Genomic DNA, 13,835 nt, shown 5'->3' on the forward strand with positions numbered 1-13,835 from the left:
AGGTAATATTGAAATCATTTCCTATTCAGGGAGTAACATTGTGAAGCCAAAGCATTTTCCAGGCGCCCGCTGGCTGATGGCCGCCATTGCCGTTTGTGGTCTATCCAGCATGGCCATGGCAGCCGAGCCGGTTGCCGGGCAGGATTACGAGGTTCTCGATGAACCGGTTTCCAGCGGACTGCCGGATGGCAAGATCGGCGTCACCGAGGTGTTCTGGTACGGCTGCCCACACTGCTACGCACTGGAAGAACCACTTGAAACCTGGGTCGACACTTTGCCTGATGACGTCACATTTGACCGTCTGCCGGCCACCATGGGCAAGGTCTGGATGCGCCATGCCACAGCCTATTACGCCGCCCGTGAGCTGAATATTTTCGACACCAAATTTCACCGTGAATTTTTTGACGCCATCCAGAAGGATGGTCAGCGCCTGACCGATGACAACGACATCGCCGAGTTCTTCACCCACTATGGCGTCAGCAAGGATGAGGCCCTCAAGGCGCTCAAGTCCTTTGGCGTCAAGAGCCAGCTCAACCAGGCCAATGCCCGCATGAAGGCCTACAAGCTGATGGGCGTACCGGCACTGGTCGTCAACGGCCAGTATGTCATCACGCCGCGCTCGGCCAACGGTCTGGACAACATGCCGAAAATCGCTGAAGCCCTGATCGAGAAGACCCGTCAGGAAAAAGAGGCACAGGGCACCAATTGATTCATAATTGATGCATCATGCCGGCGGCCCGATATCACGCGTATCGGGCCTTCCTGCCTTGCCAACCGGGATATTGAATGCAGGACGACAGTCAAAGCGAACGCATCACGTCTCTGAAGCTGCTCACCTTCAACATGCAGGTCGGCATTCACACACATGCCTACCATCACTATGTGACACGAAGCTGGCAGCACTTCCTGCCCCATCGCGGCCGCGCCAGCCGCCTCGATGTGATGTGTGACACCTTCCGGCAGTTCGACCTCGTCGGGCTGCAGGAAGTGGATGGCGGCAGCTTTCGCTCAAGCAATATCAATCACGTTGAATATCTGGCCGCGCAGGCCGGCTTTCCCTACGCCTCGCAGCAGCTCAACCGGGATTTCGGCCGCTTCGCCAAACACAGCAACGGCCTGCTCAGCCGTCTGGCGATCAGCCACACCAACAATCATCGCCTGCCCGGCCCCAAGGGACGCGGCGCCATGCACATCCGTTTCGGGGAAGGTCCCGAAGCCCTGCATCTTTTTGTGCTGCACCTGGCGCTGGGCACGCGCACCCAGAATCTTCAGCTGGACTACATCAGCGAACTGGTGGCCCCGCTCAAAAATGTGATCATCATGGGCGATCTGAACTGCACCCATGACAAACTCAAGTCGCATGCGCGCTTTGCCCGCGTGCTGTCCCTTGAGCAGGGTCACGGCATCCCCAGCCATCCGGCCTGGCAGCCTACCCGCGCACTGGATCACATCGTGGTGTCTCCTTCACTGCGGATGAACCATCTGCGTGCCCTGCCACCGCTTTATTCCGATCACCTGCCGCTGGCCGTGGAGGTCACCCTGCCGCTGGCGTGTGCGCGCAGCATTTCCATTGCAGGGCTCGGGGGCACGACCCCGCAGAGCGTGCGCTGACGATTGCAGGCCCTCTTTTCAGGCACAGCCAGGCACAGCACGAAAAAGCGCCCCATCCTTTCGGATGGGGCGCTTTCGCATGGCCACCAAACCCCTGGACGCCTAGCCCAGCGTAGCGCCACTGACCAGTATGATCATCGGCTGCGGATAAACCCCCAGAATCAGTACCGCCAGCGCCAGCAGGATCACCATGATGCCGCCGGCACGCTGCCCCCAGTCGCTGGAAGCGTCGTACTCTTCCGTCTCGGTGGGTTGAAGATAGAGCATGACCATGACGCGCAGATAGTAGTAAAGGCTGATGGCGCTACCGAGAATCACACCGGCCACCAGCCACCAGAGCTGTGCTTCAACGCCGGTGGCCAGCACGTAGAACTTGCCGATGAAACCAGCCGTCATCGGAATGCCGGCCAGCGACAGCATCATCACCGTCATGACAGCCGCCAGGTAGGGGCGCCGCCAGAACAGGCCACGATAGAACTTCAATGAGGCGACATCGCTGCCCTGCCAGGGGCTCGATACCAGCGCAATCACCCCGAAGGTCGCCAGCGTCGTGGCCACATAGGTGATCAGATAGATGCCGGTGGTCAACAGCGCCATGTCGTCGCTGGCCACCACCACGGTCAACAGATAGCCCATGTGGCCGATGGAAGAATACCCCATCAGACGTTTGATATTGTCCTGACGCAGCGCCATGAGATTGCCGACCACCATCGACAGGAATGCGATGAAAGCCACCGTCGTGTGCAGACTGGCCATGTCGGTGACCGGCGCGCTCATGAATAGACGCATCAAAAGCGCAAAGACGGCAATCTTGCTGACCGTGGCCAGAAAGGCAGTCACAGGGGCCGGGGCACCTTCATAGACGTCGGCCGTCCAGAGATGAAACGGCACCAGCGACAGCTTGAAGGCCATCGCGATCACCGTCATGCCAATGCCCATCAACAGCCAGCTGGCATGGCCGCCGCCTTCGGTCAGACGCGCGCCCAGATCGGCGAAGGCCAGCGAACCGGACTCGGCATACAACAGCGCCATGCCAAAGAGCAAAAAGGCCGAGGCCGCTGCAGACAGCACCATGTACTTGATGCCTGACTCCAGCGACAGCCGAGTGCGAAAGGCATAGGCCGCCATGCCGTAGAGCGGCACGCTCAAAAGCTCGAGTCCGAAAAACAGCGACAGCAGATGGTCGCTGGCCACCATGGTCAGACCGCCCAGTACCGAGCAGCCCAGCAGCATGTAGAACTCTTCCTTCTGATCGTTAAAGCCCTCCAGATAGGCATGCGCCAGCGTCGTGGAGGCCAGTCCCGCAATCAGGATCAGTGCCATGTAGAGCACGGCATAGTTGTCGATCAAAAGCAGCGGCGACACGCGAATCGGCGTGACCGTCAGCACCGCCAGCAGCGAGAACAGCGCCGCGTTGAGGCCGATTGTGGTCAGGGTAGCGGTCGCCACATGGTGGCGCCGCCAGGCAATGCCCAGCATCACCACGATGACCGTGGCGCAGACGATCAGAAGCGGTAACAGGGCGATCAGATGTGACAGGGTCAGATTCATGTCGGCTCAGCCCGCAAACGAAGGTGAAACAGCAAACCAGTGACGCACTTCATGCATCGCGCCCTGCGAAATATCGAGCACCACCTGAGGGTACAGGCCCAGCGCAATGGTCAGCACCAGCGTGCTCAGCAGCATGGCATACTCGCGGCCATCCAGACGGGCAATGGTGCTTTTCTCCCGCGGCGGGCCCCAGTAGACCCGATGCATCAGAATCAGCGAGTAGACCGCGGACAGCACAAGACCACCACTGGCGATCACCACCACCCAGGGCACCACATCAAAGGCCCCGAACAGGATCAGAAACTCGCCAATGAAGTTACCGGTGCCCGGCATGCCAAGAGACGCCATGACAAAGACCAGGGCAAATCCCGGCAGCGCCCCCAGACGGCCGAACAACCCGCCCATCTGACGCATGTCACGCGTATGCAGACGCTCGTAGAGCTGGCCGCTGATCATGAAAAGCCCCGCCGCCGAGAAGGCGTGCGCCACCATCTGCAAAATGACGCCCTGCAGCGCCAGCAGCGTGCCGGAGTAGATACCGATCAGCACAAAGCCCATGTGGGAAATACTGGAACAGGCAATCAGCCGCTTGATGTCAGTCTGGGAAAACGCCAGCACGCCGCCGTAGAAAATACCGACCAGCCCCAGCGTCATCGCGATGGGCGCAAAGGCCTGTGAGGTTTCAGGAAACAGCGGCAGCGCAAAGCGCAAAAGGCCATAGGCCGCCGTCTTGAGCAGGATGCCGGCCAGATCCACACTGCCCGCCGTCGGCGCCTGAGCATGCGCATCGGGCAGCCAGCCATGCAGTGGCACTACCGGCAGCTTGACGGCAAAGGCAATAAAGAAACCGAGCATCAATACCCATGACATGACGCCGGTAATGGGTGTCTCACGCAGGATGCTGTAGTCAAAGGAGAACACACCGGTCTGGGTATAGTGCATGAACACCAGGCCCAAAATGGAGACCAGCATCAAAAGACCGGACGCCTGGGTATAGATAAAGAACTTGATGGCGGCCGACACCGGCGACTTGCCTTCCGACTCATGCCCCCAAAGGGCAATCAGGAAGTACATCGGCACCAGCATCATTTCCCAGAAGAAAAAGAACAGGAAAAGATCGATGGCCAGAAAAACCCCGACCACACCGCCGATGACCCACATCAGGTTGAGGTGGAAAAAGCCGACACGCCGATTGATCTCCTTCCAGGAACAGACCACGGCCATGATCCCCAGAATGCCGGTCAGGGTGATCATGATCAGTGACAGGCCATCGAGTGCCAGATGGAAGGTAATGCCGAAGGCATCGATCCAGGGCAGCCGGAACTCGCTTTGCCATTCGGGCGTATTGCCGACCACCTGCGACAGGCTGTAATCGCCGCTTACCCACATGACCAGCGCCATCACCAGCAGCGCCACCATGGAAATCAGCGCAATCCAGCGCGGCATGGCCGTGTTGGGTCTGATCAGCTCGAACTGCCAGCACAGCAGCCCCCCGATAAAGGGTATGAGTAATAGCCAGGGCAGCATCATGGCGTGATCGCATCCTTGATCGTTATTGTGGGCACAAGCGGCTGGTCAGCCCGGTGATCTGTCACAGATCGCATCAGGTCGACTGTCCTGCATTGAAACGGCTCGGTCATGTCACCTCCCTTCATAGCAGTAGCAGAAGCACCAGCACGGCGATCACGCCACCGGTCATGACCGCGGCATACCAGCGAAGCCGCCCGTTCTGGGTATCGGACAGGATCCCGTTGAACATCATGGCCAGCCCTGGCCAGAGGTTCATCAGGCTATTGACCCAGTCACGTCGATGCAGCCGTGCGATGAACAGAAACGGCTTGACCACCACCTTGTCGTAGAACCAGTCAAAGGCAAAGGCGCTGCTGAAAAAGCGCCACAGACGATCGCCCTCTTTCGTTTTTGTCAGCGAGCTCACCAGACGGCGACGGCCAAGGAAAAGCCCGGCAGCGATGCCAACGCCCACGACGGCCACAATCGCGGCCAGCACTTCGAGCATCAGCTGCACGTTGTGACCGTACTGCCCATCCGGGCCTGCCGGCAGGACATTTTCCAGCGGCGGATGAATCATCGCCCCGACAAAGGTGGACAGCACCGCCAGCACGATCAGCGGCACATGGTGCGCCAGTCCACGACCGGCATGCGGATGGATCTGCTCGCGCCCGTGGAACACGATAAAGATCATGCGGAAGGTATAGACCGAGGTCAGGAAGGCCCCAAACAGCGCCCCGAGCCACAGCCAGGTATGGCCGTGATCAAAGGCCAGCCACAGGATCTCGTCCTTGGAGTAGAAGCCGGCCGAAATCAGCGGCAGGGCCGACAGCGCCGCACCGCCGATCAAAAAGCAGGCGTAGGGCAGCTTGAGCGTCTTGCGCAGGCCCCCCATTTTGAAGATGTTCTGCTCGTGGTGGCACGCAATGATGACCGAGCCCGAGGTGAGAAAGAGCAGCGCCTTGAAAAAGGCATGTGTCATCAGATGGAAGATCGCCACATCCCAGGCCTGAACGCCAAGCGCCAGAAACATGTAGCCGATCTGACTCATGGTGGAATAGGCCAGCACGCGCTTGATATCGGTTTGTGCCAGCGCCGCAAACCCGGCAATCAACAGCGTCACCATGCCGATCAGACCAACCAGCTCAAGCGTCATGGGCGCCAGTTCGAAGATGACGTGAGTACGGGCGATCAGATACACGCCCGCGGTCACCATGGTGGCCGCGTGAATCAGCGCCGATACCGGCGTGGGGCCGGCCATCGCATCGGCAAGCCATGTCTGCAGCGGCAGCTGCGCCGACTTGCCGACGGCCCCACCCAGCAGCATCAGCGCCGCCACTTCTGCCATCAGATCGCCTCGCCCCCACGCCTCGGGCGCCAGACGCAAAAGCTCCTGGATGTTGAGCGTGCCGAACTGGGCAAACAGCAAAAACATGCCGATGGCCAGAAACACGTCCCCGATACGGGTAACGATAAAGGCCTTGAAGGCACACCAGGCGTTATGTTCGCTCTCGAAGTAGTAGCCGATCAACAGATAGCTGCAGAGCCCGACGCCTTCCCAGCCCATGTAGAGCAAAAAGAGGTTATCGCCCAGCACCAGCAGCAGCATGCTGAACACAAAAAGGTTCATGTAGGCAAAAAAGCGCGCAAACCCCGGCCCGCCTTCGAGATCCTCGCGCATATACCAGGCCGCGAACAGATGGATCAGGAAACCGACGCCGGTGATGATGCTGATCATGGTCAGCGACAGACCGTCCAGATAAAGCGAAAAGCCCATCCGGAAGTCTTCCACGGCGACCCACTGCCAGAGCGTCTGGGTGACGCCTTCATCGGCGCCGCTGTAGAAGGCCACGTTGAGCCAGACCATGACCAGCGCCGACAGACCGACCGAGCCCACGCCGACCAGACCGGCCAGCCGGGTGGGCAGACGCGGATTGAAGGCCAGGACAATGGCGCCCAGCAGCGGAAACAAGGGTGTCAGGAAAAGTATATTCATCCTTTCATCTCGCTGGCGGCATCAATATCAAGCGTTTTGAACCGGCGCTGCAGCTGGATCAAAAAGCCCAGTCCGATGCTGGCCTCGGCCGCTGCCAGCGTAATGATCGCAATGAACATGACCTGCCCATCCGGCTGGCCCCAGTGCATGCCGGCGACAACAAAGGCAAGCCCTGCCGAGTTCATCATGATCTCAAGGCTCATCAGGATGAACAGCAGATTGCGCCGGACCAGAAGGCCCGCCAGTCCCAGTACAAACAGGATGGCGGCCAGCGCCATGCCATGCTCCAGTGGTATGCCACTCATGCCTGCCCCCCTTCATCGTTGCCTGCCGGTGCACGCTGCACGGCTTCGTTCATGTCACGCTCAAGCTGCGGCTCGTCGTTGCGCCCGATGTGCGACGCCGCAATCAGCGCCGCCAGAAGCAGCATCGCGGCAAGTTCCACTGCCAGAAGATAAGGGCCAAACATCTGCGTGCCGACCTCTTTGGCGCTGAGCTCTTCGCCCGAGATCGTGCCGAGTCCGCCGCCATGCCAGAAGGAAAACACCAGCACCGCCAGAAGTATTGCCGCCATGATCGACGGGCCGATCCAGATGCGCGGTACCAGCCAGCTGCGCTCCTGATGGGCCGTCTGGCTGCCCAGGTTGAGCATCATGACCACAAAGACGAACAGCACCATGATGGCCCCGGCATAGACGATCACCTCCAGCGCGGCGGCAAAGGGTGCCCCGAGGCTGTAAAACACCACTGCTACCGCCATCAGCGAGATGATCAGATACAGCAGCGCATGCACGGCGTTGGTATGCGTGATGACGCGAAAGGTGGCAATGATGGCGACCAGTGCGGCCAGATAAAAAGCAATTTCCACGGCAAACTCCCCGATGCTGCCTGCGCCCTAGGGCAGAAGCGTTTTGACGTCGACCGGCTCGGCCTCGTTTTGCGCCGCGCCCTTGGGCTTGCCGGCCACCGACAGTCCCGCGACACGATAGAAATTGTAGTTGTGGTCCTTGCCCGGACCCGAAATCAACAGGTCCCGCTTTTCAAAGACCAGCTCCTGACGGTTGTATTCGCCAAGCTCGAAATCGGGCGTCAGCTGAATGGCCGACGTCGGACAGGCCTCTTCGCACAGACCGCAGAAGATGCAGCGGGAAAAATTGATGCGAAAGAATTCGGGATACCAGCGCCCGTCCTCCTTCTCCCCTTTCTGCAGCGAGATACAGCCGACCGGACAGGCCACCGCACACAGGTTGCAGGCCACGCAGCGCTCTTCCCCGTCGGGGTCGCGTGTCAGCACAATGCGCCCACGATAGCGCGGCGGCAGATAGGGTTGTTCTTCCGGGTAGTTGAGCGTCTCGCGCTTGTGGAAGGCATGCTTGAATACCATCCAGCCGGTACGCAGCTGCGTCCCGGTGCCGGTCACTACCTTGATGATCGAATGCAGCATGCTTTCTGCCTCGTTCGTTGTTCGGTGACAGGGATCAGGCCGTCAACAGGACGACCACTCCGGTCACCAGAAGATTGATAAGCGTCAGCGGCAGACAGAACTTCCAGCCGAACTGCATCACCCGGTCATAGCGCGGACGGGGCAATGCGGCGCGTGTCAGGATGAAAAGCATGACGAAAAAGGAGGTCTTGAGCAGGAACCAGACAATCGGTGGCAACAGCGGCCCATGCCAGCCCCCCAAAAACAGGGTGGTCAAAAGGGCCGACACCAGAACGATCCCCACATACTCGCCGATAAAGAACATGCCGAACTTCATGCTCGAATATTCGACGTGATACCCATCGGCAATTTCCTGTTCCGCCTCGGGCTGGTCAAAGGGCGCACGGTGCGTGACGGCAACGCCTGCAATCAAAAAGGTCAGAAAGCCGAAAAACTGCGGCACGATATACCAGAGCCCTTCCTGACCGTTGACGATATCGCGCATGTTGAACGAGCCCGTCATGACCACGATGCCCATCAATGAAAGTCCCATGAAGACTTCATAGGACAGCGTCTGGGCAGAGGCACGCATGGCGCCGATTAACGCGTACTTGTTGGCACTGGCATAGCCGCCAAAGAGCACCGCATAAACGTTGATCCCCGCCATGGCAAAAAAGAACAAAATACCGATATTGAGATCCGCCACCCCCCATGTCGGGGTGATGGGGATGATCAGAAACGACAGCAAAAGCGAGGCAAAGGCGATCGCCGGCGCCAGTACAAACAGCTTTCGGTCGGCAAAGGGCGGGATCCAGTCTTCCTTGAAAAAGATCTTGATCATGTCCGCAATCAGCTGCGCCGACCCGAAAACACCAACCCGGTTGGGACCGTAGCGGTCCTGCCACAGCCCCAGCAGCCGGCGCTCGACGACGGTCAGAAAGGCACCGGACAGTACGGCGGCCAGCAGGATCACGATCGCTTTCAAAACGCCCGCCACGATGGCAAGCAGCACATCGGTACTCATCCAGTTCATGCGCTGACCTCCAGAGTGACGGTGGCACATTCACCGGCAAGCCCTCGGGGAATGCCGGGCAGATGCGGCAGACCGATCAGGCCCGGGCGCATCTCGCGGCTGATGCGTACCGGCAGATGCAGCTGATGCCCGTAGGTCTGTAGATAAACCGTCTCGCCCGGCATGACGCCCAGGCGGTCGGCATCCTCCTGACCCAGCACCACAAAGGTCTCGCTCATGCGCTCCTGAATCGGCTCGGCGCGCGCCGACATCTCCTCGCCACCGAAAAGCTGCGGCAGACTCACTACGTACCAGCAGTCGTCACGCGGCTGAAACTCCTGAGGAATGTCGGTAAACCAGTCGCTTGAGCGCGCGTCACTGCGCTGCTGATCAAAGAGTCGAACGCCCGGATCACCGGCGCTGAGGTGGCCACCAACCTCATCCTGAAACTTGTTCCAGGCCTGCGGCGAGTTCCAGCCCGGCGCCCAGGCAAAGGCCACCTGCGACCGGGGCTCACTATAGCCACTGTAGCCTTCCATCGAGAAGGCAAAGGCAGAGTCGGCATCCTGCGGCGCACGCGGTTCGTGCACGCTCAGGTTGGCGCGCATGGCCGTGCGCCCGCTTGAGCGATGCGGCGAGCGAGCCAGCTTCTGGCCGCGAATACGAAACGAGGCGCTGGGTGCGGCGTCACGAATGCCGGAAAGCTCCGGATGCACGCGCGCGCAGTCGGCGGTGACCTCATCAATCTGGGTCCAGTCAACGCCGCGGCCTTCCATGGTGGTGTGCAGCGCATGCAGCCAGCGCCAGCTTTCATGGGTGAGGTCGTTGGGCCGGTAGTAGCTCGGGTCGTAGACCTGGAAAAAGCGCTGGGCGCGCCCTTCATGGCTGACCAGCGTGCCGTCACCTTCGGCAAAGGTCGCCGCCGGCAGGGACAGATGAGCCCGCTCAAGCGTGGGCGTACGCTGATGATCAAGCACAACCAGCGTCTCAAGCGAGGTCAGCGCCTGATCGACCGTGCTGCTGGCCAGTCGCTGATAAAGATCGTTTTCCAGAATGACGGCGGCATCGGCGGGCGTGTCACCGCCCTGCATGGCCTCCAGCGCCCATTCCAGCGAATGGCCGCCCAGCATGGTCAAACCGGTACTGTTGGCCTCACCGCTGATCAGCGACACGGACGGTGTCTTGCCGGTCGCGCTCAGCGCGCGGGCTAGATTGGCCGCGGCCTTGAGGACGCCGGTGCTGCCAAGGCTGGTACCGGAAATAATCAGTGGCCGCTCGGCCCCCTTGAGCGCCTCGGCCATGGTATCGACCAGGGCCCGCGTAGTGTCATTCAGCCCTTCGATCGCCGGCGCCGAAGCATCAAGTGCATGCGCCAGCGCCATGCCCAGTTGGGCAATCTCTTCCGGGGCGCCGTGCCAGGTGTCGCGAGCGATGTCGTCCAGCCGCGTCTCGGTCAGGGAGGCAATGAAGACCGGACGGGTGCGCCCCTGACGCAGGGTGTTCACCGCGTTGGCATTCCAGGCCGGAATACCGTTGGCTTCGGCCATGTCTTCACCGCGAGCATTGGCGGCTTGGCGCACGGCCAGTGCCACGCGTGCCGCGCTCTGAATCAGATCCTCGCCCAGCACGACAACGGCGTCGTGTTCTTCGATCTCACGCATGGACGGAATGTGCCAGTGTCCTTCGCGCTGAAGGGTCTGGATCAGTTCAAGGCACTCAAGCTCACGGCCGGGAATACCGGTCGAGAAGTTGTCAGCGCCCACCATTTCACGCAGCAGATGGTTGCTTTCAAGACTGGCGCGCGGCGAGCCGATGCCAATGACCCGGGCACTGCCTTTCAGGCGCTCGGCCGCGCGGTCCAGCGCGCCATCGACAGTCAAAAGCTCGGGCTCGCGATCATCAACGCGCAGACCTGGCTGCTGCGGCCGATCAGTGCGGTTGACGTAGCCATAGCCGAAGCGGCCGCGGTCACACAGGAAATAGTGGTTCACATCGCCGTTGTAGCGATTCTCGATCCGGCGCACCTCACCATAGCGCTCACCCGGGCTGGTGTTGCAGCCGCTGGAGCACTGATGGCAGATGCTGGGCGCAAACTGCATATCCCACTTGCGCGTGTAGTGCTCGGAGTGGGTGCGGTCGGTAAAGACGCCGGTCGGGCAGACTTCGGTCAGGTTGCCGGAGAATTCGTTTTCCAGCGTACCGTCGACCGTGCGACCGAAATAGATGTTCTCGTGGGCACCGAACGCGCCGAGGTCTTCACCGCCGGCGTAGTCCTTGTAAAAACGCACGCAGCGATAGCAGGTAATGCAGCGGTTCATCTCGTGGCCGATGAAGGGACCGAGATACTGATTCTTGTGCGTGCGCTTCTTGAATCGATAGCGACGACGGTCGTGACCGGTCATGACCGTCATGTCCTGCAGGTGGCAGTGGCCACCCTCTTCACAGACCGGGCAGTCGTGCGGGTGGTTGGTCATCAGCCACTCGACGACGCTGGCGCGGAAGGCCTTTGCTTCCTCGTCATCGATCGAGATGTACGAGTCATCCTTGATCGGCGCCATGCAGGACATGACCAGCATGCCACGCTCGTCGTCGGCGTCCTTGTACTGCTTGACCGCGCACTGGCGGCAGGCGCCAACGCTGCCCAGCGCCGGGTGCCAGCAGAAATAGGGAATGTCGAGGCCCAGCGACAGGCAGGCGTGCAGCAGATTATCACTGCCGTCGACCTCGTAGTCCTTTCCGTCTACATGAATGGTTGCCATGAAGCTTGCCTTTTGCCTGTCACGGCCCGGCGGTCACCGGGCACCTTGATCGTTGTCTCACGCGTTGTGCCGCATCCGACGTCTATATCGAACCCACCGGTATCGGCTCGGCATGTGCCTCGCGCGTCGGGTGGCGAATGCCGGCTTCGAACTCGTGTCTGAAATGCTTGATGGCGGTTTCCAGCGGCATTGCCGCACCCGGGGCATGCGCACAAAACGTTTTGCCGGGGCCGATGTCATGGGCCAGCGAGACCAGCATGTCGATATCGCCTTCTTCGCCTTCGCCGCGTTCGATGGCGCGCAGCAGCTTTACGCTCCAGGGCAGCCCGTCACGACACGGCGTGCACCAGCCGCAGGACTCACGAGCGAAAAACTCCTCGAGGTTGCGGGTCAGCGATACCACGCTCTGATTGTGTGCCACCACGGTCATCAGCCCGGTACCCAGACGGCTGCCGGCCTTGCCGATGGCATCAAATTCCAGCGGCAGCTCGAGATGCTCTGGCAGCAAAAAGCCGGTACTGCCGCCGCCCGGCAGCCAGGTCTTGAGCTCCAGCCCGTCGCGCATGCCACCGGCCATATCAAGAAGCTCGGCGCCGGTCACGCCCATCGGCAGCTCCACCAGCCCGGGCCTTTTCACGCGGCCGGACACGCCGAAGATCTTGGTGCCACCATCCTCGCTGCGCCCCCCGGAAAGCTTCTGATACCACTCGCCACCGTGCAGGGCGATGGACGGCACGTTGCACAGCGTCTCGACGTTGTTGACCACGGTGGGCTTGCCCCAGGCGCCACTCTGCCCTGGAAAGGGCGGCTTGGAGCGCGGGTTGGCACGTCGGCCTTCAAGCGAATTGATCAGCGCGGTTTCTTCACCGCAGATGTAACGCCCGGCCCCGGTGTGCAAAAAGATATCGAAGTCGAAATCGCTGTCGCACACCTTTGGCCCCAGGATGCCGGCGTCACGGGCCTCGCTCAGCGCCTGCTCGATGCGCTCGGCGGCCAGCACATACTCGCCGCGCAGAAAGATGTATCCCATGCGCGCGTTGTTGGCATAGCCGGCCAGGATCATCCCCTCGATCAACAGATGGGGAATCTCCTCCATCAACATGCGGTCCTTGAAGGTGCCCGGCTCCATCTCGTCGGCGTTACAGACGATATAGCCGCGCGGATGGTCATCGCCACGCGCCGTCAGGCTCCACTTGACCCCGGCCGAGAAACCGCCGCCGCCACGACCGCGCAGATTGGCAGTCTTCATGTTTTCGATCAGATCATCCGGCGACAGATCACGCAGCGTGGTGCGCAGCGCCTCGTAACCGTCCTTTTGCTGAAATTCGGCCAGATCCACGTAGCCGCGATCCTCGCGCAGACGATAGGTCAGCGGATGGGTTTCGCCGTTGGTGCTGGTAGAAAAGAGATGACTGGTCATGAATAGCGCTCCAGAAGTGCCGACACGTCGCCGGGGTCCACCGGGCCATGCAGGTCCTCATTGATCATCAGCGCCGGACCACGATCACAGGCCCCCAGACAGCACACCGGCAGCATCGTGAAGCGGTCATCACCGGTGGTCTGGCCCAGCCCGATGCCCAGCTCGCTGGAAATGGCATCGCGAAGTTCATCATGACCGGTCAGAAAGCAGGAGCTGCTGTCACAGACCAGGATGACGTGGCGCCCGACCGGCTGACGAAAGATCAGGCTATAAAAGGTGGCCACCCCCTCAATGTCACTGGAGGGAATGCCCAGCACGTCGCTGATGGCGATCACGGCGCCATCCGAGACCCAGCCACGACGTTTCTGCACGATCTTGAGCGCGCCAATGGACGCAGCACGCGGGTTTTCGTAGTGCCCCATCTCGTGCTCGATCTCATGACGCTCTTCATCGGTGAGCTCGAAGTCGTCGGTGCGCCCGACACTGGCAATCAGGTTGCCCTGACTGGCCTTGCTGGCGCGGGTATTGCCGGTTGCGGGAGTATCCATGGTCAT

The 13,835-nt window shown here is 60.7% G+C and carries 12 protein-coding genes; 2 read left to right on the plus strand and 10 right to left on the minus strand.

Annotation, left to right across the window (positions count from 1 at the left end):
- Window positions 1–76: 76 nt before the first annotated feature.
- Both ACUN8C_RS15055 and ACUN8C_RS15060 read left to right on the plus strand, forming a co-directional pair.
- Window positions 77–709, plus strand: coding sequence for a thiol:disulfide interchange protein DsbA/DsbL (locus tag ACUN8C_RS15055; RefSeq protein WP_445621872.1), 633 nt, complete (start codon window positions 77–79; stop codon window positions 707–709).
- Window positions 710–786: 77 nt separating this feature from the next.
- Window positions 787–1,611 (plus strand): endonuclease/exonuclease/phosphatase family protein, encoded by an 825-nt coding sequence (locus tag ACUN8C_RS15060; RefSeq protein ID WP_445619979.1) that lies wholly within the window; start codon window positions 787–789, stop codon window positions 1,609–1,611.
- Window positions 1,612–1,713: 102 nt separating this feature from the next.
- Here ACUN8C_RS15060 and nuoN read toward each other — a convergent pair whose 3' ends face one another.
- The 10 genes from nuoN to nuoE all read right to left on the minus strand — a co-directional run bounded on the left by nuoN (window position 1,714) and on the right by nuoE (window position 13,835).
- Complete coding sequence (nuoN, locus tag ACUN8C_RS15065) at window positions 1,714–3,162, minus strand: NADH-quinone oxidoreductase subunit NuoN (protein WP_445619980.1); 1,449 nt, start codon at window positions 3,160–3,162, stop codon at window positions 1,714–1,716.
- A 6-nt stretch (window positions 3,163–3,168) separates the two neighbouring features.
- Window positions 3,169–4,692 carry an NADH-quinone oxidoreductase subunit M gene (gene nuoM / locus ACUN8C_RS15070; RefSeq protein WP_445619981.1) on the minus strand — a complete coding sequence of 508 codons (1,524 nt, stop codon included), beginning with the start codon at window positions 4,690–4,692 and terminating at the stop codon, window positions 3,169–3,171.
- Window positions 4,693–4,813: 121 nt separating this feature from the next.
- Window positions 4,814–6,667 carry an NADH-quinone oxidoreductase subunit L gene (gene nuoL / locus ACUN8C_RS15075; RefSeq protein ID WP_445619982.1) on the minus strand — a complete coding sequence of 618 codons (1,854 nt, stop codon included), beginning with the start codon at window positions 6,665–6,667 and terminating at the stop codon, window positions 4,814–4,816.
- Entirely contained in the window at window positions 6,664–6,972 is a 309-nt protein-coding gene (gene nuoK, locus ACUN8C_RS15080) for an NADH-quinone oxidoreductase subunit NuoK (RefSeq protein WP_108841558.1), read from the minus strand. Before nuoK ends, nuoL begins: the two co-directional genes overlap by 4 nt.
- Window positions 6,969–7,535 carry an NADH-quinone oxidoreductase subunit J gene (gene nuoJ / locus ACUN8C_RS15085; protein WP_445619983.1) on the minus strand — a complete coding sequence of 189 codons (567 nt, stop codon included), beginning with the start codon at window positions 7,533–7,535 and terminating at the stop codon, window positions 6,969–6,971. The genes nuoK and nuoJ overlap by 4 nt, the downstream gene beginning before the upstream one ends.
- Window positions 7,536–7,562: 27 nt before the next feature.
- Window positions 7,563–8,111, minus strand: a complete 549-nt coding sequence (nuoI, locus tag ACUN8C_RS15090) for an NADH-quinone oxidoreductase subunit NuoI (protein WP_086621482.1) — start codon at window positions 8,109–8,111, stop codon at window positions 7,563–7,565.
- 34 nt (window positions 8,112–8,145) lie between these two features.
- The gene (nuoH, locus tag ACUN8C_RS15095) at window positions 8,146–9,123 is read right to left on the minus strand and encodes an NADH-quinone oxidoreductase subunit NuoH (RefSeq protein WP_445619984.1); all 978 of its coding nucleotides are present in this window, start codon (window positions 9,121–9,123) and stop codon (window positions 8,146–8,148) included.
- Window positions 9,120–11,861 carry an NADH-quinone oxidoreductase subunit NuoG gene (nuoG, locus tag ACUN8C_RS15100; RefSeq protein ID WP_445619985.1) on the minus strand — a complete coding sequence of 914 codons (2,742 nt, stop codon included), beginning with the start codon at window positions 11,859–11,861 and terminating at the stop codon, window positions 9,120–9,122. Before nuoG ends, nuoH begins: the two co-directional genes overlap by 4 nt.
- An 82-nt stretch (window positions 11,862–11,943) precedes the next feature.
- Window positions 11,944–13,281: an NADH-quinone oxidoreductase subunit NuoF gene (nuoF, locus tag ACUN8C_RS15105; protein ID WP_445619986.1), complete on the minus strand. Its 1,338-nt coding sequence runs from the start codon at window positions 13,279–13,281 to the stop codon at window positions 11,944–11,946.
- A complete protein-coding gene (gene nuoE, locus ACUN8C_RS15110; protein WP_108841553.1) occupies window positions 13,278–13,835 on the minus strand; it encodes an NADH-quinone oxidoreductase subunit NuoE in 558 nt (185 codons plus the stop codon). Before nuoE ends, nuoF begins: the two co-directional genes overlap by 4 nt.

This window comes from Kushneria sp. Sum13 (assembly GCF_052692355.1).

Bases quoted from the DNA above. Each gene is read 5' to 3' on its own strand.
- nuoE (WP_108841553.1), bottom strand. From the start codon at position 13,835: ATGACCATGGATACTCCCGCAACCGGCAATACCCGCGCCAGCAAGGCC.
- nuoL (WP_445619982.1), bottom strand. From the start codon at position 6,667: ATGAATATACTTTTCCTGACACCCTTGTTTCCGCTGCTGGGCGCCATT.
- nuoG (WP_445619985.1), bottom strand. From the start codon at position 11,861: ATGGCAACCATTCATGTAGACGGAAAGGACTACGAGGTCGACGGCAGT.
- nuoN (WP_445619980.1), bottom strand. From the start codon at position 3,162: ATGAATCTGACCCTGTCACATCTGATCGCCCTGTTACCGCTTCTGATC.
- nuoH (WP_445619984.1), bottom strand. From the start codon at position 9,123: ATGAACTGGATGAGTACCGATGTGCTGCTTGCCATCGTGGCGGGCGTT.
- nuoM (WP_445619981.1), bottom strand. From the start codon at position 4,692: ATGATGCTGCCCTGGCTATTACTCATACCCTTTATCGGGGGGCTGCTG.
- ACUN8C_RS15060 (WP_445619979.1), top strand. From the start codon at position 787: ATGCAGGACGACAGTCAAAGCGAACGCATCACGTCTCTGAAGCTGCTC.
- nuoI (WP_086621482.1), bottom strand. From the start codon at position 8,111: ATGCTGCATTCGATCATCAAGGTAGTGACCGGCACCGGGACGCAGCTG.
- nuoF (WP_445619986.1), bottom strand. From the start codon at position 13,281: ATGACCAGTCATCTCTTTTCTACCAGCACCAACGGCGAAACCCATCCG.
- ACUN8C_RS15055 (WP_445621872.1), top strand. From the start codon at position 77: ATGGCCGCCATTGCCGTTTGTGGTCTATCCAGCATGGCCATGGCAGCC.
- nuoK (WP_108841558.1), bottom strand. From the start codon at position 6,972: ATGAGTGGCATACCACTGGAGCATGGCATGGCGCTGGCCGCCATCCTG.